The following is a 25,434-nucleotide window of genomic DNA, read 5'->3' as shown; positions in this document are numbered from 1 at the left end:
AGAAAAGCTCCTCGGCATTAGTACCCTCATGCAGCCCAGTGTCCTTCGCCGATGATCGGACCCAGGCGATGTTGGGACTCCGGATTGGTACGGGCCTTTCTGTCACGGTGATAACCGGATCGCGTCAGATCGGCGGATGAACGGCGGCACCGCGTGCCGCTAATTCCGTGAGAAGGATCCTGCGGTGGCAGTGCTCTTCCCGAAGCTCGAAGCACATGACGGCCACGACGGAGGCGGTGGCAGTTGATGCAAGCTCGGCTATGGCCTGCTGTGGCAGCGCCTCGCCGAGATTTTTGCGATAGCGTTCGGCGGCCGCGGGGTCCCCTCGGGCGAAGCCAGCACGGTTCTCTTTGGGGTTCCCGAGCGCCGGATAGTGCCGGTATTCAATGCCTGCGGCGGAGAGTCGGCGCGTGAGTGCCCTTTTGGCTAATCCCGTAATTCGACTCATCGGGGTGAGCCGAACGTCCGCCACCACCTCCACATGGCGGGCAAGCAGAGCAACGATCAACTCTTCCGCGGTTCGCGACTGGTAGCCGCAAGAGACAACCCCCGGCGACCGTGGGGGGAAGGGTCTACCTTTCTCTTCGCTCTCATTTGCCTCACGCTCGTCCTCATTCATCGGTTATTGCCTTGCCGGAAGACCTCGGCACAGATGTGCTCGGCTATTGCAAGAGCGGATGTCGCCGCAGGTGATGGGGCGTTACGGACAATTGTGATTCTCTGTTCATGGGTGATCCAGAAATCATCCACGAGTTCCCCGTTTCTTCGGATGGCCTGTGCGCGTACTCCCGAGGGCCACGGGTGCAGGTCTGACGCCGAGAGGTCCGGGAGGTAGCGCCGGGCTTGGGACGCAAAGTAATGCTTGCTCAGTGACCCGGTTATCTCGGCGGCGCCCATTTTCCAGTTTTGGCGGGCCATGGCCCAGAAACCGGGCCAGCCGAGTATGGATTTCAGGTCGCGTCCGGAGATGTCGCGCCGTCGGTACCCTTGAAGAGCGAGGGCCAGCACGGCATTCGGTCCGATATCCACTGTTCCGCCGATTCGGCGGGTGAGATGGATTCCGAGAAACGGGTAGCGCGGATCGGGCACCGGGTAAACCAGACCCCGAACCTTCGACGCCGCTGCCTCGGAGAGCTGGTAGTACTCGCCGCGGAAAGGGACAATCCGGGGATCAGAATCGGCGCCGACCATCTCGGCCAGCCGCGCTGACTGCAGACCTCCGCAGACGATGCTGGTCGTGGCCCGGAGGTCTCCGGTCGAGGTTTCCGCCACCACGCCTTCGCTGTCCTGCCGAAAACCGGTGACCTCCGAGCCGAGCCGTATGGTTCCACCCCGTGCGGTGATGTCAGCCGCCAGTGCCCGCGAGACCTGAGCGAAGTCAACAATGGAAGTGGCCGGAGAATGGAGAGCGGCGATACCGGCCACATGAGGTTCTATCTCTCGAAGGCCCGGCCCGTCCATCATCACCGCTTCGTTCACGCCGTTGGCCTGTGCCCGGCGATGAATTTCGGCCAACCGTCGTTGATCGTCGGGATTCAGCGCGACCACGAGCTTGCCGACCGCTGAAATCGGGACCTTGTGCTCAATGCAGAAATCAGTGAGCAGGTCCCGGCCCCGGCGGCACAGCTCCGCTTTCAAAGATCCCGGGGTGTAGTAGATACCGGCGTGGATCACGCCGCTGTTGTGCCCGGTCTGGTGAACGGCCACGGCGGACTCCTTGTCCACCACGGTAACTTCCTCCCCGGGCCGGTCTATTAGAAGCTGCCTGGCTACTGCCAGTCCAACAATGCCGGCGCCCACGACGAGTACGCTCACCAGGGGCCCCCATGTCCCACGGCCGCTGTCTTGGTCCGTGTGTAGAACCGTAGCCCGTCCAGGCCCTGCTCCTTGAACGCCGACCCGGAATCCTTGAATCCTCCGAAGGGGTGGTGTACGTCCCAGCCCGACGTCGGCAGGTTTACCGATACCTGGCCGGCATCCACCTCGTCGACGAAGCGGTGGGCGGCGGACAACGAACTCGTGAAGATGGCCGCGGCCAAACCGTAGGCGGTGTCGTTGGCCGCCGCGATGGCTCCGCCCAGATCGTCAACTGTGCTGATGGCCAGCACGGGACCAAAGACTTCGTCACTCCATAGCGACATCTCCGGTGTCACTTCCGCGACCACCGCAGGGGTGACGAAACAGCCGGCGCCGGCGCCGTTTTCGGTCGGTGCCTCTCCTCCGATAAGCACTTTGGCCCCCTCGGACTGAGCACGGACGATGTGCTCGAGCACGGTCCTCTGGTGAGTACGGCTGATGAGGGGCCCCATGGTGGACTCCGGCGAAGCTCCAGGCCCCGGACGATGCGCCCGGGCGGCCTCTACCAGCCGGTCCAGAAACTCGTCCCTGATCTGCCGGTGAACCAGTACCCGGCTGGTGGCGGTACAACGCTGCCCGGCCTGTGCAAAGGCAGCTCCGGCGATGGTCCTCGCCGCAAGATCCAGATCAGCGTCCGGCAGCACGACAGCCGGGTTCTTGCCGCCCATCTCAGCCTGGAAACGCACGCTGCGGCCCGCTAACAGCTTCTCCAGGGCAAAGCCGGTTGCGGTTGAACCCGTCACGGTCACTCCGGCGATCCGCGGGTCTGCCAGAACTTCGGAAGTAATTACGCTGTTCGGAGCGTGCAGTGTATTAAGCACGCCGGCTGGCAGGCCGGCATCCTGCAGCGCGCGGGCAAGGTGCTGTAGTGCCAGGGGTGTCTGAATGGAGGGCTTGGCGACGATAGTGTTTCCGGAGACCAGCGCGGGTGCCAGCTTGCGCGCCGGAGTCAACATCGGATCGTTCCATGGCGCGATCGCGACGATCACGCCGATGGGTTCGCGCCTCGCCGTCACGACTGTACCGGGCCGGACGTCGTCGAGCAGATCACCGTACGTGAGCCGTCCGACACCCGAGTAGAAATCGAGGAAGTCCGCACTCTTCGTCACCTCGATGCGTGCCTCAGCGATGGTCTTGCCGTTCTCCCGGGTAATGTCCGCGGCAATGACTTCGGTGCGGTCCCGCAGCAGGTCAGCTGCCCGTGCGAGGACAGCACCGCGTTCCACCAGCGGAGTCCGGCGCCACGCGGGGAAGGCGGCGGCCGCCGCATCGACGGCACTGCGGGCGGTTCCACCCCCGACCAGCCCGATGGTGCCGATCACATCCGCTTCGTCGGCCGGGTTGAGATCTTCCACTTCCCCGGCGTCACCGCCCGAGGACCATGTGCCTTGGATGAGATGTTCAATGCTGACGCTCATGCGCTAACCCTTCCGCGGTCGTTTGATCCAACTGTCTGTGTGACTTCGGCGCCGGGAAGCTTCCCCGTCGCCATGGCGGTCACCAGGTCGGTCAGTGCGTCCAAGGTGAAAGGCCGCGGATTGGACGGGCGCGGGTAAAGCTCCACGCATTCCCTGGCCATCCCTTGAGCTTCACCGGCCCCGATGCCGATTTCGGCGAGGCTGGTCGGCAACCCCAGGTCCTCGGCAAGCTGCCGGAGCTCGGCGGCTGCGTCGTCCAAGTCCTCGGAGCGTCCCTGGGTGATTGTCAGTGCCAGCTCCGTGGCCCCGGAGAGCTCGCTGCCGGCGTTGTACGCCAGGCAGTACGGAAGGGCAATGGCGCAAGTGACCCCATGCGGAAGATGCTTCCGGTTGGCGATTGTATAGGCCAGCGAATGCCCAAGCACGACCCCTGCGTTGAGCGCGAGGCCCGCCTGATGAGCTCCGTAGAGCGTAGCGCGGCGGGCGTCCATGTCGTGGCCGTTTTGAACTGCGCGCGGCAACCACTCCCGCAACAGGCGGATGGCCAACAGGCTGGCCTGTGCTGATAACGGGCTGCGGTTCCGTGACAGGAACGCCTCGACCGCGTGCGCCATCGCATCCATTCCGGTCGCGGCTGTGACAGCCGGCGGCAGTCCAACCACTAGATAGGGATCCAGGACTGTTACTAGCGGAACAAGCAGCGGGTGGCTGCAGATCACCTTTCGTCCCCGGTCGTCGGCCAGCATCGAGATGCGCGTCACTTCGGCACCCGTGCCGGTGGTTGTGGGAACCAGGACCAAGGGCAGCCCCGGCGCCGCCTCCGGATTGATGCCGAGGAGGTCCCTAATCGACTTGTCCCCGGCCGCCGCGAGAGCGGCGATCTTGGCTACGTCCATGGCGCTGCCGCCGCCGATACCCACTACCGCCACAGTGTCGGCGGCCCGAAGAAAGTCCAGGGCCTGCTGCGCCGCGGTTACGGTGGGTTCACCGGCCGCGAGGGCGAAGAGTTGCGGTGCGTAGCCCGCGGTTTCGAGACTTTGCAGGAGGGTTTCGGCGATGCCGTTCTCGGCGACGGTGACGTCGGCGATCACACCGACGGCGCCCGTCGGCACGGACCAGCCAGCCAGTGCGCTACCGGTTCCGGCGACAGCGCCGTCGCCCACCAAAACCTGGCGTGGTGCGAGGAAATCCCGAGGGACACCAGCGAGCAAATCGGACGTCGTCATTTGTTGGCTCCTGTGCTGTTGAATAAGTCCGGCCCGCACTGCCGGCGGTGGCGTTCGGGCCGCATCCTCATGGGATGTGTCCAGTCTGTTGGAACCCGGGGGCAGGAACTGTCACAAATTGCGACTTTGGCGTGTCAGGTCTGTTCGCGAGAAAACCCTAGAAAGCTGAGGTGCCCATGTTGATGCCATACGTCCGGATCTTCCGGTACAGCGTTGCCCGCGATATACCCAATATTGCGGCAGCCTCGGTTTTGTTGCCCTTCGCCCGCTCGTCCGCCGCAATGATGGCATCGAACTCGAGCCGTTCGAGCAGAGTCAGCTGCCGCCGGGATGCTTGCCGCCGGATTTCCTCCGGCAAGTGTTCTGCCTTGATTCCCCCGCCGTGCCGGTTGGCGACTACGAGCCGGACCAGGTTGTCCAGTTCCCGGATGTTGCCCGCCCAGGTCAGCCGGCTCAGGATCTGCACCGCTTCATCGGTCCAGCGCGCATGTGACCCGTTCAGGACGTGCCGATTCGACAAATTCGTGAGCAGTTCGGGCAGGTCCTCAAGGCGATCCCGCAGCGGGGGCAGGTAAAGGGTCGACACGGAGAGCCGCTCGACCAGCCGGGCCACTCCCTTTTCGACGTCCGGTTCATCCGAGACGACGCCGACGATCCGGCCCCCGCGGCTGCCTTGGGCATCGATCAACGCCGAAATGCCCTGCGCCGCGCGGGGTTTGAGGGTCTCAAGATGGTTCAATACGACCACGGTATCGGGGGTCGTGAACGCGTCGCGGACCGACTGGACCCAGGCGGACACTCCATCGATGGCCTGCAGCCGGCCATCAAGGATGACGAGGTTTCCGGCTGCTTTTTGTTCCGCGAACATGGCGGAGATCAAGGCCATTTTGCCCGTTCCGGGACCGCCCCTGACCAGCATCGGCAAGGTACTGTCGCGCAATCTGAGCGCGGATTCTTCCACTTGGCGCCAGGCTGCGCTGCGCCCCGCCAGACCCCTGAGCGGCTGCTCCGCCGTCCGCGGCCGCGCCAACGTACGCGGGACGGCGTTCTTCATACTCGGCATGACCTCCACCACCGCCCCAACAACCGTCCCGCCCTCCTCGGCCGCGGAGAAGCGAAGTGGCAGCTCGTCCCCATTGGGTAAGGTCAGGCGCTCAACATTCGTTGTCCGGGTCTGAACGGTCTTGGCGGCCAGCTCCCACAGCATGCCTTGTTCCACATCGGCCAGAATGCGTGCAGCCGCGGGATTGGTGATCACAAGATGGTCATTCAGGGCCACAAGGGGACGGTCGTTGCGTCGCTGCATTGACAGGAACTGCTCAAGTAACAAACGCTCGTTCTTCGAACTTCCGAGGTAGAGCTGCCGTTCAATTTCGTGGGCGGTCTCTAGGGCGAAGGGCAGCAGAAGAGGATTCGCATCCTCCAGCCGGCACGTCATATTGAGCACACCGAGGACGCGCCGGGTGATGGGATGGCGGAGCGGTACTCCCACACACGAGAAGTCTCTGAATGCATCGGTGAAGTGCTCAGCCCCTGCGATCTGGACGATTTTCTGCTCTTCCAGGGCAGTGCCCACGCCATTGGTGCCCGCCACTGATTCTTCGAGGACGTTTCCTTCCTCGCTTCCGGAGTCCCGCAGTACCCCGGCCAGCCGGTCCTGGCCGAACCAGTGGCTAACAACGGTGGCGTTGCGGTCGGCGACCAACAAACCCACCGGGGTGTCCCGGAGGAGCTCTGAGCGTTGTTTCATGACCGTTCGGGATGCTCTGGTGATGATCGCATCAGCGTTGACCACCTCTACCGGTGAGATCCGACGCTGCCCAGGGTCGATACCGTTCATGATGCAGCGGCGCCAGGAGTTTGCTATATCGCTCCGAAGCATGTGCTGTTCGGGCCAGCGGCCCGTATTGAGCAGGGTATCTCGAAGCCGCACGAGCTCGGACGACGGCGTTGACAGAGACATTTCTTTACTCCTCCACGTCTTTGTGGTTCGCGGGATCGCGTCAGATCCCGCGGGTGCGACATCGACGCGCACCCCCGGATGTGCATTTCCTAATCGTGCCTGAGGAAATGGTCTCAGGGTGTCGCACTTTGAGACACCTGCCGGGTCCTCGCAACGACGGGCCGTCCCGCTCTTGCGTGCACCGCGCCGTCCCGTACGTGTCGAATTGGGACACAGACGTCGCACAACGCGACAGTAATCATTCCCGGGCAGAACCTAGATTCTTCATTGTCACACGAACGTGATCGAAATCACTTGGAGGAATAGATGGGAAGACAAAGACGTCCCCGAACCGGAGTACTCGCCATGGCCTGTGTCGGGGTCTTGACCCTTGTCACAGCATGCGGCCAAGGGTCCGCGCTTCGGGCCGCACCCGCCGGCGATGCTGAAGGCAAAGCACAGCTTTCGTCAGAGGTTAGCAAATTGTTGCCGCCGTCGGACGCTCCTGGATTCGGCCCGAAATATGCCGCGGCCGTCAAGGGGCCTGTCACCGGAGTCGATGTTTCTCTACCCTATACAAACGTCCTGCCGCTGCCGGATGGCCCGATCGGAGATCCGAACAAGACCTACACCTTCTGCTTCTCCCAGGCCCTGACCGGGTCCACATGGGCAGTGGGCCAGCAGGAAAGCGTGATGATTGAGGCGGCCAGACACCCCAACGTCAAACTGCTGACATACAACACCAACAACGATCCACTCAAGCAGGTCGCTGACCTGGAGTCATGCGCTACCCAAGGCGCTGACGCCTACCTCGTCTGGCCGCATTCGGTGGCACCACTCACCCCGCAAATCGAAAAGCTGACCAATTCCGGCGCCGTGGTGGTCGGCATGGAGCGGCTCGTGGCCACCGACAAGTACAGTACCTGGATCTATCTGGACAATCAGAAGGCTGCCGCCGACATGGCCGATGCGATCGGCAAGAAGCTGGGGGGCAAGGGAACAATTGTCGAGACGGACGGAGCCCTAGGCTCCTCCCCACAAATTCTGTGGAGGACCCTGCTGGCGAAGAGCCTGAAGGAGAAATACCCGGATATCAAGGTGGAATACAGTGCCCCTACGGACTACAGCCGTGGCAGTGGCTACAAAGTGGCTCTGGACTACCTCCAGTCCCACGAGGGAAAACCGATCGACGGCTGGTTCACGCAGTACAGCGAGATCGGCTTCGGCGTCGCACAGGCACTCAACGACTACAAGCGTACCGACATCCCTCACTTCACCGTAGTGGACGGCAAAGTGGCAGTACAGGCACTCACGGATGGTACTTTCTCGGCCATCTCGCCCTGGACGCCCGTTCATGCCGATGTCGCGTTCCGTGCCGCAGTTTACCATCTGACGGGCAAAGAGGTTCCAAAGCAACTGGTCCTGGAGCAGCCGCCGGTCATCACTCAGGAGACGGCTGCTAAAGCGCTCGAACTGACATGGCCGGGCTGAGCCACGACTCGAGCTTTTCGCCGAAACGTACAAACCGCCGGTTCATAACCGCCGGGGTCGGCCGGACGAAACCGTCCTGCCGACCCCGGCTCTCCACTCTCCCGCAGCGAAGCTACCTTCATGCGTGCATCCGGCCCACGAAAGGACAATGCTATGCCAGCACCTCTCCACCTGAGCCTGAAGCCCCCAATGGGCGGAACCCCGGACTTCCGGTTCTCCGAACGGCACACCGCCGTATTCAACGCGTTCGCCGACGCCCTCATCCCCGCCGGACATGGTTTCCCCGCGCCCAGTGACGTGGAGATAACCCGCTTCGTTGCCCGCTACATCACCCCCGACGACGAGGCATCCAATTGGTATCCCATGCTTACGGCGGAGGAAATCCGCGTACGGCTCGATTCTCTTCGGGAAGACCTTCTGGACGCCGATCCCGGACGCACAGAAAAGCGACTTCTTGCCTTCGAGACATCGGAACCTGCGGCTTTCACCGTACTGCGGGACCTTGTCTACTTCGGCTACTACTCACATCCGATGGTGGTACGTGCTCTCAACGAGCAGCTCCCGGCAGGCCGTGATTACCACCAGACACCACAGCCCGCCGGCTATATGGAGGGACTGGAGCCATGGGCGCCGGAGTCCCTCACCAAAGTCCAGGGTACATACCTGCGCACCGAAGATGTTGTGCCGCTGGCCACGCAACCAACATTCCACAAGGAGGATTCCCACCCATGAACAGGATCGATGAGGCGGATGTTCTGGTGATCGGCGCCGGCGCGGGAGGCGGGGCGATTTCGAAACGGCTCAGCGACGGCGGGATCAAAGTGATCTGCCTGGAGCAGGGCGACTGGATCCATCCGATGGATCGCCCGCACATGTCCCGGGAATGGGAGCTTGAAAAGCGCCGCGCCTGGAGCCATGATCCCAACGTCCGCCGCGGAGCGGAGGACTATCCGTCGAGCGGCGCCAACCCACCGCTGATGTACAACGCCGTCGGCGGCTCGGCCCAGATCTACGCCGGCGCCTGGCCTCGCTTCAAGCCGGTAGATTTCCGCCGCGGGACAGAGCATGGCCTGGAGGGCACCATCGACTGGCCAATCTCGTATGAGGATTTGGAACCGTACTACACCATCAACGACGCCGAGATCGGGGTAGCGCGTCAGGTGGGAGACCCGGGCAATCCCGGCCGCCCTGAAGGATGGGGACCCGCCGTCGCACCGGGCAAGGTCGGGCTGCGCATGTCCAAGGCCTTCGAGAAGCTCGGCTGGCACTGGTGGCCCGCCGACCACGCTATCCTGACCCGGCCCAAGGAGGGCAGGCTGGCCTGCAACGCCTGCGGGCCCTGCCTCGCCGGCTGCCCCCGGCACTCCATCGCAACCCCGGACATCACATACTGGCCCAAGGCCCTGCACAATGGAGTGGACCTGCGGACCAGCGCCCGGGTCGAGCAGATCACCACCGCAGGCGGCAAAGCCACCGGCGCGATCTACATCGACCGCAACACGGGCGCGCGTCACCAGGTGAAAGCCAAAATGGTCGTCGTGTGCGCAAACGGAGTCGGAACCCCGCGGCTGCTGCTCATGTCGGCCCAAGCCGGGCATCCCGACGGCCTGGCCAACAGCAACGGCCTTGTCGGCAAGCACCTGATGTACCACGCATGGGCGTTCGAGGACTTCTGGTTCGAGGAGCCCACCGAAGGTTTCAAAGCACCGGAAGCGGCGGTCCTCTACAGCCAGGAGTTCTACCACTCAGACCCGAACCGGGGCTTCGTCAACGGATTCTCCATCCAGGTCGGCCGCTCCTCAGGGGCCGCACATGCGGCGCTGGGCGCCAACAGCGGGAACACGGCTCCCTGGGGCTCGAAACACCGTGAATTCTTCAACCGGCACTTCGGCAATCACCTGCTGGTCTACATTCAGGGAGAAGACCTGCCGGTGGCCACCAACAGAGTCACCCTTGACACCTCCATCACCGACTCCGACGGGCTGCCGGGCGTCCATGTGAACTACGAGCTGCACGAGAATGACCGCCGGCTTCTGGCATTCGGGCGGGAACGTGCCCGGGAGGCCGCCCAGGCCAGCGGAGGCCTTGTCGATTCCTCCTCCAGCGGCAGCGGCGGTGTGGACTTCCCACAGCCGGGCTGGCACCTGATGGGAACCTGCCGGATGGGCAACACCCCAGAGGACTCCACGACCAACAGATTCAACCAGACCTGGGACGTGCCCAACCTCTTCATCGCCGACGGGAGCTCGCTGCCGACCAGCGCCGCGGTTAATCCGACCAGCACTCTGCAGGCCGTCGCGGTCCGTTGCGCAGAGTACATCAAAGCCAACCATGCCCAGATCCTCAGCCAGCGCACCACCCCGGTGAACCACATCGAGCTGGCAGGCTAAGCCATGGACACCGCATCAACCACCGAAGTCCCCGTACCCCGGCGTGCCGGAAGCGGTTCCAGGGCCCCGACCATCACAGGCCCGGGCGCGCAAGGGACACCGTTCGCCTCCCTCCGCGGCGTTTCCAAACATTTCCCAGGCGTCCAGGCGCTGACCGGAGTGGACCTGGATCTGTTCGGCGGCCAATGCCACGCGCTGCTGGGAGAAAACGGCGCCGGCAAGTCAACGCTGCTAAAAGTCATCGCAGGCGTTCATCCCCCGGACGAGGGAAAGCTGCTGCTGGCGGGAGCAGAACAACCGCTGCGATCCCCCGCCCACGCCCGCCGTCTCGGAATCAGCATGGTGCCGCAGGAACTCACCTTCGCCGGCGACCGCTCCGTTGCGGAAAACATCTTCCTGGGTTCGTTGCCCAGCCTCGGCCCATTCGTACGCCAGAGATCCCTGCTCCGGCAGGCAGAGGAACTCCTCGGGAGGCTCGGTGTCCACATCGACCCTAAGTCACCCCTGCGGACCCATCGACCGGCCATCCAGCAAATGGTCATGATCGCCCGTGGAATGGCGATGGAGGGAAAACTTTTCATTTTCGACGAGCCGACCGCGGCGCTAACCGGCCCGGAAATCGAAAGACTCTTCGGGGTTATGTCAAGGCTAAGGGCCGACGGCGCCGCGTTGCTGTATGTGAGCCACCGGCTTCCGGAGCTGGCCCGGATCGCCGACACCATTACCATCCTGCGGGATGGAAGAGTTGTCGACCGGGTACCGGCCAAAGGCACCAGCGAGCAGCAACTGGTGCGGTCCATGGTCGGACGTACCATCGAACGCTTCTTCGATACCAGATCCCACCATGAGGTCGGGCGCGACGTGGCGCTTTCAGTGACAGGCCTGACGAAACACGGTGATTTCACGGACATCAATTTCGATGTGCACAAAGGCGAGATCGTCGGGCTTGCAGGACTCATGGGCGCCGGACGAACCGAAGTGGCGCGCGGCATTTTCGGAATAGACCGGGTCTCGGCAGGGACCATCAAGGTCAACGGGAAACTGGTGTCGATCAGGTCGCCCCGCGACGCCATTGACGCCGGCTTGGCTCTAGTCCCTGAGGAACGTAAGGCCCAAGGCCTCGTCCTGGACTTTTCCATCTCGGACAACATCGTCCTGCCTTTCCTGCGCAAGCTGTCCCGCTGCCGCTTCATCTCTCAACGGCGGCTGCGTGCGTACGCGCTGAAGGTCAGTGACGAAATTGGCGTCAAGGCCTCCAGCGTGACAGTGCCCGTGAGCCAGCTTTCGGGCGGCAATCAGCAAAAAGTCATTCTGGCCCGCTGGCTCGCCGCGAAGCCCCGGATCTACATCCTGGACGAACCAACCCGTGGCATCGATGTCGGCGCCAAAGCCGATATTTACCGTCAAATCGGTGCTCTCACCGATGCGGGCGCTGCCGTACTGGTCATTTCCTCTGAGCTGCCGGAGCTGCTGGGGATTTGTGACCGGATTCTTGTCATGCGGGCCGGACGTCTGGTCGGGGAAGTCCAATCCGCCACAGCCACTGAGGAATCGATCCTCGAACTTGCGATGGGAAGTCAAACACCATGACCACTACCAACAATGCAGTCCAGGGGGGCAGCAGCGACGCTGTGGTCTCCCCCACCGGTCCCCGGGACAGGCCTCCTGGACCCCTATCATCCGGTCGGGTCCCCTTCCGCAACGTGGCCAAGGGCTTGCTCGGGTCCTCAGGCATGCTCCCGGCGCTCCTCCTGCTGATCGTGGCGGGCACCATCCTCTCCCCCGCGTTTTTAACTGCCACCAATTTCTCCAACGTTCTCCGTCTCTCAGCAGTGCTGGGTCTTCTCGCCGTGGGCCAAGCCCTCGTCGTGCTCTCCGGCGGTGGAGGAATCGACCTGTCGGTAGCCTCGGTCGCTGCGGCGTCGGCGGTGATCGGTGCCCAGTTCCAGAGTTTTGGCCTGGCCGGAGTCGTTGTCGCGAGCCTTCTGGCCGGGGCGTTCTTCGGGCTCATCAATGGGCTGGGAGTCACAACCGCGGGGCTTCAACCATTCATCGTGACGTTGGCAACCCTGACGATTGCCCGCGGCGTCGCCTTTCAATTGACCAACGCCCAACCCCTGTACCTAACCACTGAAGGCCTTGCCACCCTGTCGACGGGCACGGTCGGGCCCGTCCCGGTCCCGATCATCATCATGGTGGGGGTTGCGGTTGTCGCCCAACTGACCCTGAGCCGAACGGTTTTCGGCCGGAACCTTTACGCTATCGGGGGAAACGAAGAAGCCGCCTTCGGCAACGGCATCAATGTCCGCCTGTACCGGGTCGGCGTGTACGTCTGCAGCGGCCTCCTGGCCGGATTGGCCGGTGTCCTGGGAATGGCGCAGCTGAATACCGCAGACCCCAACTTTGCCAGTGGCTACGAGCTCTCCGCCATCGCCGCGGTCGTGGTCGGCGGCGCACTGCTTTCCGGAGGTAAAGGCTCGATTGTCGGCACCTACGTGGGCGTGCTGATCATTGCCTTGGTTTCCAACCTCCTGAATTTGCTCAACGTCAATCCTTGGACCAACCTCATGGTCACCGGACTTATCGTCATCGTCGTCGTCGCCCTGAACAGGCGCCAGGCCAGCTCCGGGCCGGATCGCAGGGTCTGGAAGGGGATACCGCTGTATGCGTCCCTGCTGCTGGGCACCATTCTGTTGTTCGTCATCTCATGACTCCATCAGACGAACCCATCCAAGAAATGCACCGCACGCTGACCCTGGACGGAGCCCATGCCGTACTGGAGAGGGCGGAGCAACACGCCAAGAATTTGCAGATTTCCGTCTGCATCGCCGTCGTCGACCGGTCCGGTTGGTTGTTGTCCTTTGCCCGCACGGGCGACGCGCCGTTGATTTCGATCCAGCTGTCCCAGGACAAGGCTTTCTCTGTGGCCGCCTTCGGCGGCAAGCCCACGCACGAGTGGGCGGAGGTACTGGAAGGTAACCCTGTCCTGGCGGTTGGCCTGACCAAGACGGAACGCCTCAGCGTTATCGGCGGAGGAATTCCGATATTGCGCGGCCGGCAAATGATAGGTGCCATTGGGGTCTCCGGGGGAACCGTGGAGCAGGATCGGTCAGTGGCCGAGGCCGGCGCCAGGACCGACAATTCGTCCGAATCCGCCATCGCATCCTCCGTGCCGCCCGTTCCCCGTCGTGCGCGGACGGCGAGCTAGGAGGCTGCTGAATAACGCGGTAGTGGGGCGGGCGGAACGCCACCAAGTGGCCGTCTAGCGGCGTGTTCTGGTCAGCACCCTTGGGTGCGACAACGGGGTCGTTCCGCCCGCTTGCGTTCATTCTGCCCCGGATCCGGGGCGTCATCCAGTGGTTTTTGTTGATCGGCGGGGTCCGGGCGGTGGATTATCCCAGCGCCCATGATCCCTCGTTCTCTGTCAGTCCGAGGGCGAGCATCCGTCGGAGGTTGAGTCCTGCGATCCGTAGTTGCAGCCAGGCGTTGTTCCGTTTGATGCCGCGGTGGGGAACGCGGCGGTTGCCGCGGGTCAGCCATGCGATGGACCGTTCGACCATCGGCCGGTGCGTGCGGTAAGCATCCCTGAAGGCTGGATCCGCAGCGCGGCGACGGTGTTCGCGTTGCAATGGATCGTGTTCGTGGAGGACGAGCTTGCGTCCCTGTCCCGAGGTGGTGCACCGTGCCCTGAAGGGGCAGCCGGTGCAGGCGGCACCGAACGTGACCCGCCGTTTGGCCGTGATGGCGCGGCTGATGTTGTGCGGGCAGGTCACGGTCCCGGCGGCCTCATCGACGGTGAAGTCATCGAGGGTGAATCCGCCTTCGACGGCTGGGCGCAGCGGCCATGGTTTGATCACTGGGGTGTGCGCGGTGCGGGCGAGAGCGGCAAGCATTTCCCCGGAACCGTAGGCCGAGTCGGCCAGGACGTCGACGCTGGTGCCGGCGATTGTGGGATCCATGCCGATAAGCCGGGCACCGACAGTCCCGTCGCTGTTCTCGGGCCCCGAGGCCTTGGTCAGCTCTGCTGCGGTGATCAGCCCGGTGTCGGGCTCGATGACAATGTGTGCTTTGAATCCGTCTTGCTGGCGGGACTGGGTCTTATGCGCGTGCCGGGTGTCCGGGTCCACGGTAGAGATCATCCGGTCCGGGGCGACCTTGCGGGCGATACGCCACCGTCCGTCGGTCCCGTCCGAGTCCTCGGCCGGTTCCACGTCCTGCCCGGCGACGAGTGCCAGCAGCGCGTACGCATCGGCCGCTTTGCCGTCCAAGGTCTCGGGATCGACCGCGGCCAGCAGCGCCAGGGCGTCGGTGACCAGCGCCGAAACCAGCCCGTCCTTGGCATCCTGGTCGTCCCAGTCAATGTCCGGTTTGCCCGTGCGCGTGTAGTCATACCCCGTGGCGCGGGTGCTCACCAGCTTCTGGCCGTCAGGGACATCACGGCCAAAGCGGCGGATCCCCGCGATCAGTTGCGTGATCGTGTCCTGTCTCGCGACAGCGTCGTCCAGGACCGTTGAATCCACCGCCCGGCGGCGCTTGCCTTTCAGGATCCCGGTTTCCGCCACGACCTCGGCGATGGCCTCCATGATCCGGTGCGGGTTTCCCGACCCGGCCAGACGCCGTCGCCAGTACGTCAGCGTGCTCGGGTGGAACGCGGTATCAGTCAACCCGTATCCACACGCGGCCTTCCAGCGTAGATCGAAGGTCAAAGCCTCGGCGGTTTCCCGATCAGAGAGGCCCTGCAGTGCCTGCAACACCAGCACCGAGCCGATGACCGGCGCCGGAACCGAAGCCCGGCCCCGCCGCGACGGAAAGAGGTCCTCCATCATCGAATCCGGAAACAGGCGCCCCCGATGCCTGGCCAGAAAAGCAAAGACGCTGCCCGGAGCCAACAACTCACCGGCCAACGCCTCCACATCCAAATACCCGCGTTGCGTGCCCTCGCGTCCCTGCATAAGACCAGTCTTAACCACCAGGGCTATGAATCCAGCCGACGCGCCTACCCGCGACTAATTCAGCAGTCTCCTAGGCACCTGCCCGTCGCCTGATCGGACTGACAGAACCGATGCCGACACAACTGACACAGCACCGTCGCAACCTGCGACATCCTCTCGGTGCCCGTCAAGAAGATGCTTTTACTACCAATCCAAACCATGGAAGGACAAGCAAGATGCGTCTTGGAATGTTTATGCAGCCGGGCCACTTTCCGGATCACAGCGTGAAGGCTGGCTATGACTACGATCTCTCTCAAATCGGCCTGCTTGAAAAGCTCGGCTATGAAGAAGTATGGCTCGGCGAACACTTCACCAGCCGCTATGAAAACAACCCCGCACCGGATCTGCTGATTGCCCAAGCCTTACTTCAAACCAGCAAAATCAAGCTCGCCGTCGGTGCCCACGCCTTGCCCTACCACCACCCCATGGAACTGGCCTGCCGCATCGCGGCGCTGGACCACCTGGCCCAGGGACGCCTCATGATGGGCGTCGGCTCAGGTGCAATTCCCTCCGACTGGGCGGCTTTCAACGTGGATGGAATGTCCGGCGAGCACCGGGCCATGGCCCGGGAGTCACTGGAGATCATGAAGAAGCTCTGGACGGACAAGTCCCCCTGGAAGTACGAGGGAAAGTTCTGGTCAGTAGACCGCATCCCGGATGAGTGGGGCGCAGAAGGCAAGCTGGGATGGCACATGTACCCGTTCCAGGAACCGCACCCCCCAATCGCGATGGCCGGCTTCAGCGAACGTTCCGGCACGCTCAAGATCGCCGGAGAGCTGGGTCACATCCCGATGTCCCTCAGCATGAACAAACGCTACATGGGCAGTCACTGGGACGCCGTAGAGGAAGGCGCAGCTAAGACCGGCCTCACTCCGAACCGCAATGACTGGCGCGTGGTGAAGGAGGTCTTCGTGGCCAAGACGGACGCAGAGGCCCGCAAATACGGTGTCGACGGTGAACTGGGCCGCTACTACGACGAGTACATGCTGCCCCTCTACCGCGCCTTTGGCTTCCTTGGCCACATGAAACACGACGATTCCGTCGATGACAAGGACGTCACGGTCGAATACCTGTTCGAGCACCAGTGGGCCATCGGATCCCCCGATACCGTGGCCGAGAAGCTCTCCGAACTCCAGGAGGAGTGCGGCGGTTTCGAGACACTGCTCGTCCTGGGCATCGACTATTCCGCGAACCCCGAACCGTGGGCGAACTCACTCAAGCTCCTCAAAGATCAGGTTGAGCCGCAGGTCATCTCACCCTCCAAGCGCGTCGAGACGACAGCGCGCTGACAGCCCAGGGGGTGGGAAAACCGCAAAGTTTCCCACCCCTGTTCCACCTGCATCGGGCACATCCCCGGAATCCCACCCTTCTGAAGGAGGAACGATGAACACCATGAACGCCGTCCGCCCCACAACAGCACAGCCGATAGATCCGATGGAATTCCGTGAAGCCATGACCCGGTTCGCCAGCGGAATCACAATAGTCACCACCGCCGACGGGAGAGGCCGGCGGCACGGCTTCACGGCCACCGCTTTCAGCTCTGTCTCCGCTACCCCTCCCCTGGTTCTCGTCTGCCTGGACAAATCAGCACGCTGCCACCCCGAGTTCGTCACGGCCACGGAATACGCAATCTCCATCCTTCGCTCGGAACACTGGGGCATCGCGAAACGCTTCGCCTCTAAGATCGACGACAAATTCACCGACGACTTTGTCGGTGACGAATACGGGTTAGCCCACCTTCCCGATGCCTTGGCCTCGCTGTCCTGCGTGACCGAGCAGGTAATCGATGCAGGTGATCACACGATCCTGATCGGCAAGGTCGTTTCCGTCCGGCTCGGGGACGGTGTCCCGGCCGTATTCTTTGGCCGGAAGCCGCGCGAACTTCGCGAAGAGCAGGACCAGTCCTCCTTGTCTTCGCCGGCAAAGCCGCTCCAGCCGGTTGAAGTTGCCTTCGGACCGTCGAATCCCTAAGGCCGAAATGTCTATCACCGGCCCGCAGACAGCCAATCACACGGAGGACGCCGGTTTCCCTGCTGGTCTTCACCCCCAGGCGCGCCGCGTTCTTGAGTTTACGAACGCAGCGACGGTGCCCGTTCCCCGGACACAGCCACCATCGGAGAAGAACAACTTCGAACGGGCCCAGGAAGCCCGCCGCGCCCACGTTGCGGCTTCGGCGGTGCTGGTCGGACCCCTGGTGCCCGTAGCTTCATCCAGAAAACTTAGGGTTTCCCGGCAGGACGGTACCGGCGTGCCGGTGCGAATCAGCGTCCCAAGGAACCCTTCCCCGGGGGTCCTGGTATATCTCCATGGAGGCGGATGGGTCATAGGGACCCTCAAGACGTTCGACGGCGTCTGCCGATCATTGGCCAACCGAACCGGAATGACGGTCGTGGCGGTGGACTACCGTCTTGCCCCCGAACACCCCCACCCGGCGGCCATCGATGATACCGAACTCGCTCTCAAATGGATTGCAAACGGAGGGGCCGGTGACCTGGCGAAAGCAGGCCCGCTTGTACTCGCCGGCGACAGCGCCGGCGGCAACTTGACAGCATCGATCTGTCTGCGCGCACGCGACACCGAGTCACCTCGCATAGACGCGCAGGTTCTCATCTACCCCATCACCGACGCGACGATGAGCGCCCCTTCGATGAAGCAATTCAGCAAGGGACTCTATCTGACGGCGGAAGCAATGCAATGGTACTGGGACTGCTATCTCCAGGAACGAGCGAGCGCACAACACGATGCATCCGTCCTTCACCGGAACCTGGACGGCCTTCCTCCAACGCTCGTCCTCACGGCTGAGTTCGACCCCCTCAGAGACGAGGGCGAGGCCTTCGCTTCCCGGCTTATCGAGGCGGGGAACACTGTCAGGTTCAAACGGTTCAACGGAATGATCCACGGATTTTTTCGTTTCTCCGGCCTGGTGGACGCGGCGGAAGAAGCAACCAATCTCATCGGAGAATTCCTCGATTCCCTGGAACTCACGCGGCGATCCGCAGGATCCCCGACCGGGAACGAAAGCAACGATGACCCGCCACTGGAAATGGAGAAAACATGACGCTCAGTGACCGAAAAGATCGCAGTTCCCGACGCAAGTCTTCACATCGATCAATCAGCGGATGGACGTCCCAGTGGCCATAAATGCCTCCTTCCAATCTCTGCCTCGCGTCCGATTCACCGCAAATCGACCTGCCACCGACCCAAACCAGCGCGAAGAGGAAATTGACGTCATCCAGGTGACGCCAGGGACAGCCCAAACGACCGACTGTGAAGAGGACTGCCCATATTGCCTCGGGGCAGAAACTGATTAATCAGAATGCCATGGAAATCATGCTGCCTACATCGGCGCCCATGATCAGGGCTTGAGCGGTAGAAAACGTCCTCATCATCTCTGCATACAAATCATAGGAGCCGTCATGGCAAACGAATATCAAACCCAAGGCCGGCCAGCGTCACGGATGACCGGGCGGCGAGAGCAGTCGACGACTGGCGGGGAGTGCCTCCGTCCCCCAATTTCACGACATAGAGTTGATCCTTTGCAGCTCACCCTGGGCCGGGCTGTACTTCGAGCGGGCAGCTTACACCAGCCCCCGCCCGCCAGACAGCCATGTTCCCAAAAAGGGAACCAGATCGAACCGAAGCATAAAGAAGCTGATCATTGCTCTCCGAAGGCGCGGACTCAGGTTTCCGGGAACTATCACCGGCTCCGGCGCGGCAAGATAACGGCTCAAGCTAACCAATTTCATGCAGGGACAGTACGGCGACAGATGGAAGGCCGGTTTCGTCCGGAACCGCCCCACGAACCAGCCAATTGAAAGCAGTACCAGATCTCAGAATGGTTTTGGAGGACCATATGGAGACTGGAGTGCCGCAGTAGGTTTCCGGCAGCGTGCTGAGCGCCGCAGAGCGGCGTGCAAGTACTTTGGCGTTCCTGCCGCATTGGCCTTACCGTTTCTGTTCTTCCACTTCCGGTTACGAGGCATCGGGCAACTTCTTAGCGGGGTCACCGTTTCACCGCATCGCTATTCGGGTTGCTAGTGCTCAAGTTCAACACCGGGCTAGCCTTCCGCAAGGACGCCGCCATCTTCGAACATGCTCATGATCTCAAATTAGTCATCTCAGACCTCCGGGCATATGTCACATATGCGGGCCGTCGCCAATATTGGCCATCGCCGCGAGGATCCCGCCTCCGCCCTCAAGCTCTGATCCAGTACGTGGGCTGTCGTGGCGGTGGACACCCATCTGTATCTGGCTGTTGACTCACCTGGGCAGTCCCATTAGGTGTCGCGTCTCAATAGCACGTCTCCCGTCCCGCGGATTGAAAGACAGGATCCATGGTCGCATGTCACGGCTACTGGCTTGCGGTCGCGGGGCAGCTGGCTATCGCGAGGCAATGGTGGGCTGACCGATGGTTCGGACTTCTCCATTCAGTTGTCCGGCTGGAGTACACCCCAACCTGACGTCAGACAGCCGCCCACGCACCGTCAGGATAGGGTCCCAAACGCGTTTCCTGCAGCCTTCTGATGGACAGTCTTAGATTCCAACCTGACACCTGGCTGCGGTCTAGCCGGTTGCTGCTGTCGCTCCCAGTTCGGCAAGAAAGTCGGAGAAGCCGGGACCGGTTGATGGCCTGAAGGAGGGCCTGTGGTCGACGTGGTTTCCTTCGTTGATGCACTCAGTAATGCCCCAGGGTTTGGACCTGATGCGTTCGAGCATGGGCCAGAATGTTCCGTCGTGCCAGGAAGCTGCGTCCGGGACTGCATTCTTGTGGCCGTAGTAGGCGGCCTGCCAGGCCACCCACGCGGCCGTGAGTTCTTCAATGACGGCTGTATGGAGGTACCAGCACCCGAGGATCCGGGTACTGTCCGTTACGCCGTACCGTTCATTGATCCAGTCCACCCAAGCGCCCAGGCCTTCCATGAGCTCTGCGGCGTCGGGTCCGTCGAGCTCTTTCCAGTTCCACGGTGCAGGTTTGGTCTTGGGTGGGGCGGCGAGAAGGTCCTCCACCATCTCCGCGAGGGCCTGGATGCCCTCTTGGAGGGCACCTATCTGACCGACGTGGGTCAGGACCATATCTTCCACGGAGGGGACTTCAACGTCATCGGGCCCTTCCTCAGGTGTGGCGCTCACGTCCTCGCTCAAGACTTGTCCCCTCCCGCGCCGGCGGCCGCAGCTTCAACGTCTGCGGCCTTCGTGGCCGCTGCGGCTTCGGTGAGCCGGTCCTGCTGATACTGGTCTGCTGCCTTCGCTTCTTTGAGCGACTGCGCCGCCTTCTTGTCTTTGGTGATCTGGTCGGCGTCGGGACGTTCCCACCACGGGGTGAGCTGCACACGCGCCGGGGCCACATTGCTGTAATGCATGAAGGCCTCCCCCACGGGCAGCTGCTGAATCTCATAGCCGCGGATTACCGGACGTTCCTCCTCACTGATGGTGCGGGAGGACCCATTCTTGCCCTGGGAAGTCGAAACCCGCTGGTGCCGGGTGGTCCCCGCAGCACGGGCAATCTTGTCGAGTTCATCAAGTTCTTCCAGGCCCGGCAGGAACAACCGGATCGAGGACGTTCCACGGATCGCCGTGGCCGCCTCAGCACCCCACCGCTGACGGTTCTGGGCAAAGGACTGGCTGAATCCGATGATGCGGATCCCGCGTCCACCGGAATCTGAGAGCGCGCTAGCCATGTCCGGAATGGCCGCTACGTTAGGTGCCTCATCCAGAACCATGGTCAGGACCGGCCACAGCCGGCCCCCGGGCGCGCCCTGGGAGATGCGCTGGGCCTTGCGGAACATGAAGTCAGCAAACATGGCCACCAGCGGTGCCACCGGTGAACGTTCCCCATCGGTGAGCAGGTACATGGTGTTCGGCTTCTCCAGGAACTTCTCCATGGTGAAGCCTTCACCCTTGCGCGGGCTGAGGATATGCATCGCCTTGGGCGAGGACAACGGCTCCAGCAGGCCCGCGAGGGTTTCCTGGATGGAGTCCACGGTTTCTCCCGCGCGGGAAGAAATGAGCGCCTGCAGGCGGGAGCTGAATGCTGCGGGAGCGTTGTGCCGGCGGAGGATATCCAGCGGTTCAGTGTTGGAGAAGTTGTTGGTCCACTTCACAATGTCCTCAACGCTTTTCCCGCCCAACGCTGCCGCGTGGAGGAACCGGCCCAGGACGGCGGCCGCCTTGGAATTGAAGAAGTCCCCGTTCTTGACGTCCCCCATGGGCTGGGCACCGGCCCAGGCTTTGCCGCGGGCCAATGCTTCGTCCGGGTCCTCGCACCCGTCGATGACGTTCCACCGGACTTTGTTGTCCCAGCCGGAAATGTCCTGGAGGTCAAACACGGAAACCTCACCCTTACGCTCCCGCGCAACGGCGGTGAGCATCGGCAGGTCATTCTTGGTGGACGTGGCAATCACGGCACCTGGTGCGTCCAGGACGATGCCAACGGCCAGGAACAGGGTTTTACCGGAGCGCTGCGGGGCGAACACCCACATCGAATCCTCATGCTGGACATAAAGAGTCTGCCCGTCGAGCTTGCACAGCGCGACGATCATGTCCTCCTCAGTGGCATCCTCAGGAAGTTCCAGCGACTGCTTGGCTTTGGCCAGTGCAGCTTTCTTGCCCATCCGCTTCTCCAGGTCCTGGTAGCCGGGCAGCCCGTCATCACGGGACCGTTTGGAACCGAACTTCGCGCTGAGGAAGGCCGCACCAACGATAGCCAGGACTGCCAGGACGGCCAGAATCCACGTGGCCGCGCCCGGCCAGGCGAACCCGCCGCCCTTGACCTTCGCCCAGAGCGCTTCAAAGTCCGTCCATGGCATCCCGGTAGGCGTGATCATCTCGCCAAGGAACGCGGACACCCATCCCAACATCACCAGGACAACGATGATGACGGCCAGACCGATCTTCATTTTCGAATCCGTGGACATCCCGTTTCCGCTGCTCATGCTGCTTCTTCCTGTGCGCTGGCTTCGACGTCGTTCATGGTGGCGGTGGATTTCATGGCCTTGTCCGTGTCGGTCAGTTCGATTTCGAGGGCGCTGCGGACGTGGATGGCGATGAACGGGTCTTTGCTGCCGATCCGCATCATGCACGTTCCCTTGGTCAGGGATGAGATATCGGCTGCGGACCCGGACGGGAGGTTGAACATCCGTTCGCACGCCCAGGCGTCATCGGATTTTTGCTGCTTGTACAGCAGGACCGTGCCGCATTCCTTGAGCATGGCGATCGCCGGGGAGTCTTCGGGAATGTCGGAGATGTGGTGGAACGCGAACATGGACGAGAGGGACAGGGCGCGGGAGAGCTTGGTGTTCCGCCGGGTGACCTTCGCGACCGAGCCCTGCACGGTGTGCCAGGCCTCTTCGATGACCAGGATCGTGGGGACCGGTTCGGCCTGGCGGTAGAGGGTGTTCGCCAGCCAGGTGTTGATGATGGTCATCACGATCGCCAGTGCCGGTCCGTCCTCCGGGAGCAGCGACACGTCGAAGACGGTCAGGCCGGCGTTAAGTGAAATTTCCGTGCTGGTGGGTCCGTCGATCAGGCCGGCCAGGTCATCTTCAATCATGCGTTCGAGTTCGAACGCGGGGTCCTGGCCCCACTGCCGCAGTTCCTCCACCGTCAGGTTTGAGGCCGTAGCCGTGGCTTCATCCGGTGAGTACAACGCCTTCAGGACGTGGCGGACATCTGCGACTTCGATAGCGGCCGCGGCGGCCCGCAATGCCTGCTTGTGGGCCATGCGGACGGCTTTGCCTTCCTTGGGCAGCAGCGGCCTGCCCAAGGCCTCTTCCACGACGGCCCGGACGAGCATGGACTGGCCGGCCGGGGTGGAGAGTGCGGTGTCGTCGTGGTTGTCCTCGTGGAGGCGGGCTGCGATCCGTGGGTCCAGGATGTTGATTCTGGCCCCTCCCCCGCCGACCATGAACTTCACCGGGGTAATCTCCAGCCGTTCGGCCAGGGAGGTGTATTCGCCGCCGTTCTGGTCCAGCTGGTACTTCTTATCGATGACTACGACGCGGCGGCCGAGGATCAGCTGACGCAGCACGGCCCAGGTTTTGATGGCCGAGGACTTGCCCTGGCCGAGGTCACCGATGAAGCAGACGTTGGGGGATTCGAGCTCGTTGCCGTAGGACGTGAACGGGTCATGGACGATCATCCACCCGGACCCGGCATCGATCCCGAACGCCAACCCACGGTGAGAGGTGGGAGGGGAGGCGATGGCCATGTGTGAAAATTCCATCTGCCGGGTCGAGGACAACACGCCAGGTGCGGCGGGGTCGTAGAAACCCAGCCGGGAAGCCCGGACGTTTTTGTGCTCGTGACGCCACGGGATGGAGGCAGCGGCCTGGGCCTCTGCCCTTTGCCGGAGGTTCTCCTTTCTGCCCTCGGTCTTCTTCGTGGTGGACCCGGACCGGCGTCTGGCCTCGAGGGCATCTTCGGTGGCCACTGCTGCCGCGTTGTGCTGGGAGACCCGTGCGCCGCGGGTCTGGGAGCGCTTGGCGCGGCGGGATTTGCTGGTCAGTGCCCAGGGCATCCGCAGCCCCTTGATGAGTTTCTGCGTGGTGTTCATCGGATTCCTCTCGTGAAGGGCATGGTGGTGATCAGGGCCAGATCGTTGCGGTGATCCATCCAGTCAATGAATTCGATCCCGGCGTCCGCGGCGGCAGCCTCGATCAGGTCAGCAGTGACCAGCAGCTCATCTTCGGACTCCACGGAGTACGAGATATAGAGCGCGTAGGAGGCCCCATGGTGACCGGAGCCCGGTTTCAGGTCCAGGAGCCGCTGCCGGGAGGCGCCCATCAACACCTCTTCGGCACCGTCAGAGAGCTTCCCGGATTTGCGGACGTCGTTGTCCTTGGCAATATCCATGGCCGCGTCCGTGCGTGCCTTCCCGCGTGCTTTGCGGGCATCTTCAAGTTCCATGACCATGGAGACCGAATGCACGACCGCCGGCTGGATACCGCTGACCAGCGCCTGGAGGGCCGAGACCGGGACGGCTTCGGGGCTGAAAGCCGAGGCCGGCACGTATCCGGTGCGGGTGTGCCAGTGCCCGTTGACCACCACCGAGGACTCAGAGCTTTCCCCGTCCAGGTGCTGCCAGCAGTCGGCCAGGTCAGCGCCCACGTGGTCGTCAATGTCGTAATCCGGGTCCTGCAAATGACGCAGCAACCCGGCCATCTGTCCCGGTCCCAGGGTCCGGTAGTCCTGAATGGAGCCCATCATCTGCGCCTGGGACAGCGCCGAACGAATCTCCTGATAGATCGCCAGCCCGAGGCCGGTGTCGCCATCTCCGAGCTTGTCTGCTTTGAGTGACAGGGTCGCTGACTTCGGAATCCGGAACGTCTCGTAGGTCCGGTGCTGTTCAGAGCGGGACTGGAGTGTTTGCACCAGATCCCCGTAGGAGGCCAACAGAATGCTCTGCACTCCCGGTGCCTGCCGGTCCCGGATCCAGATCAGGTGATCCGTGGAGTCCATCGGCACCGCCCGGGAGAGAGATTGCACGTGCGAGACCAGGGACTGCCGGCGGGCCAGACGCGCCAGGAACTGCCCCCTGGCCACATACGCGGAATCCTCCCGGTTCTCCTCACGGATACCGGAGGATGAGCCCATGACCTCCACCGTGACGGTGTAGTACGGGACTTTGATGGCGCCCTGGTGCCGGAAAACCGTCATCGGCCCGCCCGGGGTGAGGACGGTGAAGGCCCGTACGTCCCCGACCATGAGCGGGACATTGTTCTTGTGCCGGACCGGGACCTCGATCATGCCCTTCTCGTCCGCGCCGGCACGGTCGGCCTTGCCCGCCTTGACCATCCGCGTCTGGTCCCGGAACTTCACCGGAACGAACGTCGCCGTCCCGTTCTTCTTCCGGGAGCGCTGATGCCTGGCCTCGACATAGAGCGCACCCAGGGAGCGGTGCCCAGTCATTTTGCTTGGTGTCGTCAGCAATACACCGGCGCCGACCAACACGGCCGCGATCAACAGTCCCACCCAAATCATGGCCGCTGAGGCGACGATGGCGAGGACACCAAGACCCACCGAAAGACCTAAGCCAATCCACTCCGGACCGGTCCGGTTCCCCCCGAACAGGCCACGGCGTGAGACCTCACCGCCGACAACGACCATTCTTCCCATGACTGC

19 protein-coding genes are annotated in these 25,434 nt (G+C 62.8%); 9 read left to right on the top strand and 10 right to left on the bottom strand.

Features of this window, described 5'->3' with window-relative positions:
- Window positions 1-124 precede the first annotated feature (124 nt).
- From MUN23_RS23060 to MUN23_RS23040, 5 genes are all read right to left on the bottom strand, one after another.
- Window positions 125-619 (bottom strand): DUF488 family protein, encoded by a 495-nt coding sequence (locus MUN23_RS23060; RefSeq protein ID WP_248761400.1) that lies wholly within the window; start codon window positions 617-619, stop codon window positions 125-127.
- A complete protein-coding gene (gene lhgO, locus MUN23_RS23055; protein ID WP_371875956.1) occupies window positions 616-1,800 on the bottom strand; it encodes an L-2-hydroxyglutarate oxidase in 1,185 nt (394 codons plus the stop codon). The genes MUN23_RS23060 and lhgO overlap by 4 nt, the downstream gene beginning before the upstream one ends.
- 11 nt (window positions 1,801-1,811) lie before the next feature.
- Window positions 1,812-3,275 (bottom strand): aldehyde dehydrogenase, encoded by a 1,464-nt coding sequence (locus MUN23_RS23050; protein ID WP_248761399.1) that lies wholly within the window; start codon window positions 3,273-3,275, stop codon window positions 1,812-1,814.
- Window positions 3,272-4,501, bottom strand: a complete 1,230-nt coding sequence (locus tag MUN23_RS23045; protein ID WP_248761398.1) for an iron-containing alcohol dehydrogenase family protein — start codon at window positions 4,499-4,501, stop codon at window positions 3,272-3,274. The genes MUN23_RS23050 and MUN23_RS23045 overlap by 4 nt, the downstream gene beginning before the upstream one ends.
- A gap of 157 nt (window positions 4,502-4,658) precedes the next feature.
- On the bottom strand, window positions 4,659-6,464 hold the full coding sequence (locus MUN23_RS23040; protein WP_248761397.1) for a sigma-54-dependent Fis family transcriptional regulator: 1,806 nt from the start codon (window positions 6,462-6,464) through the stop codon (window positions 4,659-4,661).
- Window positions 6,465-6,827: 363 nt separating this feature from the next.
- Here MUN23_RS23040 and MUN23_RS23035 point away from each other — a divergent pair, with 363 nt between their 5' ends.
- From MUN23_RS23035 to MUN23_RS23010, 6 genes are all read left to right on the top strand, one after another.
- Window positions 6,828-7,934 carry a substrate-binding domain-containing protein gene (locus MUN23_RS23035; RefSeq protein ID WP_248761396.1) on the top strand — a complete coding sequence of 369 codons (1,107 nt, stop codon included), beginning with the start codon at window positions 6,828-6,830 and terminating at the stop codon, window positions 7,932-7,934.
- Between the two features lie 153 nt (window positions 7,935-8,087).
- The gene (locus tag MUN23_RS23030; protein ID WP_248761395.1) at window positions 8,088-8,666 is read left to right on the top strand and encodes a gluconate 2-dehydrogenase subunit 3 family protein; all 579 of its coding nucleotides are present in this window, start codon (window positions 8,088-8,090) and stop codon (window positions 8,664-8,666) included.
- Window positions 8,663-10,324, top strand: coding sequence for a GMC family oxidoreductase (locus MUN23_RS23025; protein ID WP_248761394.1), 1,662 nt, complete (start codon window positions 8,663-8,665; stop codon window positions 10,322-10,324). The genes MUN23_RS23030 and MUN23_RS23025 overlap by 4 nt, the downstream gene beginning before the upstream one ends.
- Before the next feature lie 159 nt (window positions 10,325-10,483).
- Window positions 10,484-11,914 carry a sugar ABC transporter ATP-binding protein gene (locus MUN23_RS23020; RefSeq protein ID WP_248761392.1) on the top strand — a complete coding sequence of 477 codons (1,431 nt, stop codon included), beginning with the start codon at window positions 10,484-10,486 and terminating at the stop codon, window positions 11,912-11,914.
- The gene (locus MUN23_RS23015) at window positions 11,911-13,035 is read left to right on the top strand and encodes an ABC transporter permease (protein ID WP_248761389.1); all 1,125 of its coding nucleotides are present in this window, start codon (window positions 11,911-11,913) and stop codon (window positions 13,033-13,035) included. Before MUN23_RS23020 ends, MUN23_RS23015 begins: the two co-directional genes overlap by 4 nt.
- The gene (locus MUN23_RS23010) at window positions 13,032-13,532 is read left to right on the top strand and encodes a heme-binding protein (protein ID WP_248761388.1); all 501 of its coding nucleotides are present in this window, start codon (window positions 13,032-13,034) and stop codon (window positions 13,530-13,532) included. Before MUN23_RS23015 ends, MUN23_RS23010 begins: the two co-directional genes overlap by 4 nt.
- Window positions 13,533-13,716: 184 nt before the next feature.
- Here MUN23_RS23010 and MUN23_RS23005 read toward each other — a convergent pair whose 3' ends face one another.
- Window positions 13,717-15,276 (bottom strand): IS1182 family transposase, encoded by a 1,560-nt coding sequence (locus MUN23_RS23005; RefSeq protein ID WP_248761386.1) that lies wholly within the window; start codon window positions 15,274-15,276, stop codon window positions 13,717-13,719.
- 215 nt (window positions 15,277-15,491) lie between these two features.
- Here MUN23_RS23005 and MUN23_RS23000 point away from each other — a divergent pair, with 215 nt between their 5' ends.
- The 3 genes from MUN23_RS23000 to MUN23_RS22990 all read left to right on the top strand — a co-directional run bounded on the left by MUN23_RS23000 (window position 15,492) and on the right by MUN23_RS22990 (window position 18,373).
- Entirely contained in the window at window positions 15,492-16,604 is a 1,113-nt protein-coding gene (locus MUN23_RS23000) for an LLM class flavin-dependent oxidoreductase (protein WP_248761384.1), read from the top strand.
- Window positions 16,605-16,698: 94 nt separating this feature from the next.
- Window positions 16,699-17,286, top strand: a complete 588-nt coding sequence (locus MUN23_RS22995) for a flavin reductase family protein (RefSeq protein ID WP_248761382.1) — start codon at window positions 16,699-16,701, stop codon at window positions 17,284-17,286.
- A 7-nt stretch (window positions 17,287-17,293) separates the two neighbouring features.
- Window positions 17,294-18,373 (top strand): alpha/beta hydrolase, encoded by a 1,080-nt coding sequence (locus tag MUN23_RS22990; RefSeq protein WP_248761381.1) that lies wholly within the window; start codon window positions 17,294-17,296, stop codon window positions 18,371-18,373.
- A gap of 1,505 nt (window positions 18,374-19,878) precedes the next feature.
- Here MUN23_RS22990 and MUN23_RS22985 read toward each other — a convergent pair.
- Genes MUN23_RS22985 through MUN23_RS22970 form a run of 4 tightly spaced genes read right to left on the bottom strand, consistent with a single transcriptional unit; the run spans window position 19,879 to window position 25,428 of the window.
- Window positions 19,879-20,457, bottom strand: coding sequence for a hypothetical protein (locus tag MUN23_RS22985; protein WP_248761380.1), 579 nt, complete (start codon window positions 20,455-20,457; stop codon window positions 19,879-19,881).
- Window positions 20,454-22,247, bottom strand: coding sequence for a type IV secretory system conjugative DNA transfer family protein (locus MUN23_RS22980; protein WP_248761379.1), 1,794 nt, complete (start codon window positions 22,245-22,247; stop codon window positions 20,454-20,456). Before MUN23_RS22980 ends, MUN23_RS22985 begins: the two co-directional genes overlap by 4 nt.
- Complete coding sequence (locus MUN23_RS22975; protein WP_248761378.1) at window positions 22,244-23,866, bottom strand: ATP-binding protein; 1,623 nt, start codon at window positions 23,864-23,866, stop codon at window positions 22,244-22,246. Before MUN23_RS22975 ends, MUN23_RS22980 begins: the two co-directional genes overlap by 4 nt.
- Window positions 23,863-25,428 (bottom strand): hypothetical protein, encoded by a 1,566-nt coding sequence (locus MUN23_RS22970; RefSeq protein ID WP_248761377.1) that lies wholly within the window; start codon window positions 25,426-25,428, stop codon window positions 23,863-23,865. The genes MUN23_RS22975 and MUN23_RS22970 overlap by 4 nt, the downstream gene beginning before the upstream one ends.
- Window positions 25,429-25,434 lie beyond the last annotated feature (6 nt).

The sequence above is a fragment of the Pseudarthrobacter sp. SSS035 genome, from assembly GCF_023273875.1.
GTDB lineage: Bacteria > Actinomycetota > Actinomycetes > Actinomycetales > Micrococcaceae > Arthrobacter.
Note: the sequence above shows the minus strand (reverse complement) of the source record. Positions and strands in the feature narration are given on the sequence as shown.

Coding starts and splice junctions, on each gene's coding strand:
- MUN23_RS22990 (WP_248761381.1), top strand. CDS start 17,294: ATGTCTATCACCGGCCCGCAGACAGCCAATCACACGGAGGACGCCGGT.
- MUN23_RS23010 (WP_248761388.1), top strand. CDS start 13,032: ATGACTCCATCAGACGAACCCATCCAAGAAATGCACCGCACGCTGACC.
- MUN23_RS23040 (WP_248761397.1), bottom strand. CDS start 6,464: ATGTCTCTGTCAACGCCGTCGTCCGAGCTCGTGCGGCTTCGAGATACC.
- MUN23_RS23005 (WP_248761386.1), bottom strand. CDS start 15,276: ATGCAGGGACGCGAGGGCACGCAACGCGGGTATTTGGATGTGGAGGCG.
- MUN23_RS22970 (WP_248761377.1), bottom strand. CDS start 25,428: ATGGGAAGAATGGTCGTTGTCGGCGGTGAGGTCTCACGCCGTGGCCTG.
- MUN23_RS23060 (WP_248761400.1), bottom strand. CDS start 619: ATGAATGAGGACGAGCGTGAGGCAAATGAGAGCGAAGAGAAAGGTAGA.
- MUN23_RS23030 (WP_248761395.1), top strand. CDS start 8,088: ATGCCAGCACCTCTCCACCTGAGCCTGAAGCCCCCAATGGGCGGAACC.
- MUN23_RS22980 (WP_248761379.1), bottom strand. CDS start 22,247: ATGAGCAGCGGAAACGGGATGTCCACGGATTCGAAAATGAAGATCGGT.
- MUN23_RS23025 (WP_248761394.1), top strand. CDS start 8,663: ATGAACAGGATCGATGAGGCGGATGTTCTGGTGATCGGCGCCGGCGCG.
- MUN23_RS23050 (WP_248761399.1), bottom strand. CDS start 3,275: ATGAGCGTCAGCATTGAACATCTCATCCAAGGCACATGGTCCTCGGGC.
- MUN23_RS22975 (WP_248761378.1), bottom strand. CDS start 23,866: ATGAACACCACGCAGAAACTCATCAAGGGGCTGCGGATGCCCTGGGCA.
- MUN23_RS23015 (WP_248761389.1), top strand. CDS start 11,911: ATGACCACTACCAACAATGCAGTCCAGGGGGGCAGCAGCGACGCTGTG.
- MUN23_RS22995 (WP_248761382.1), top strand. CDS start 16,699: ATGAACACCATGAACGCCGTCCGCCCCACAACAGCACAGCCGATAGAT.
- MUN23_RS23045 (WP_248761398.1), bottom strand. CDS start 4,501: ATGACGACGTCCGATTTGCTCGCTGGTGTCCCTCGGGATTTCCTCGCA.
- MUN23_RS23000 (WP_248761384.1), top strand. CDS start 15,492: ATGCGTCTTGGAATGTTTATGCAGCCGGGCCACTTTCCGGATCACAGC.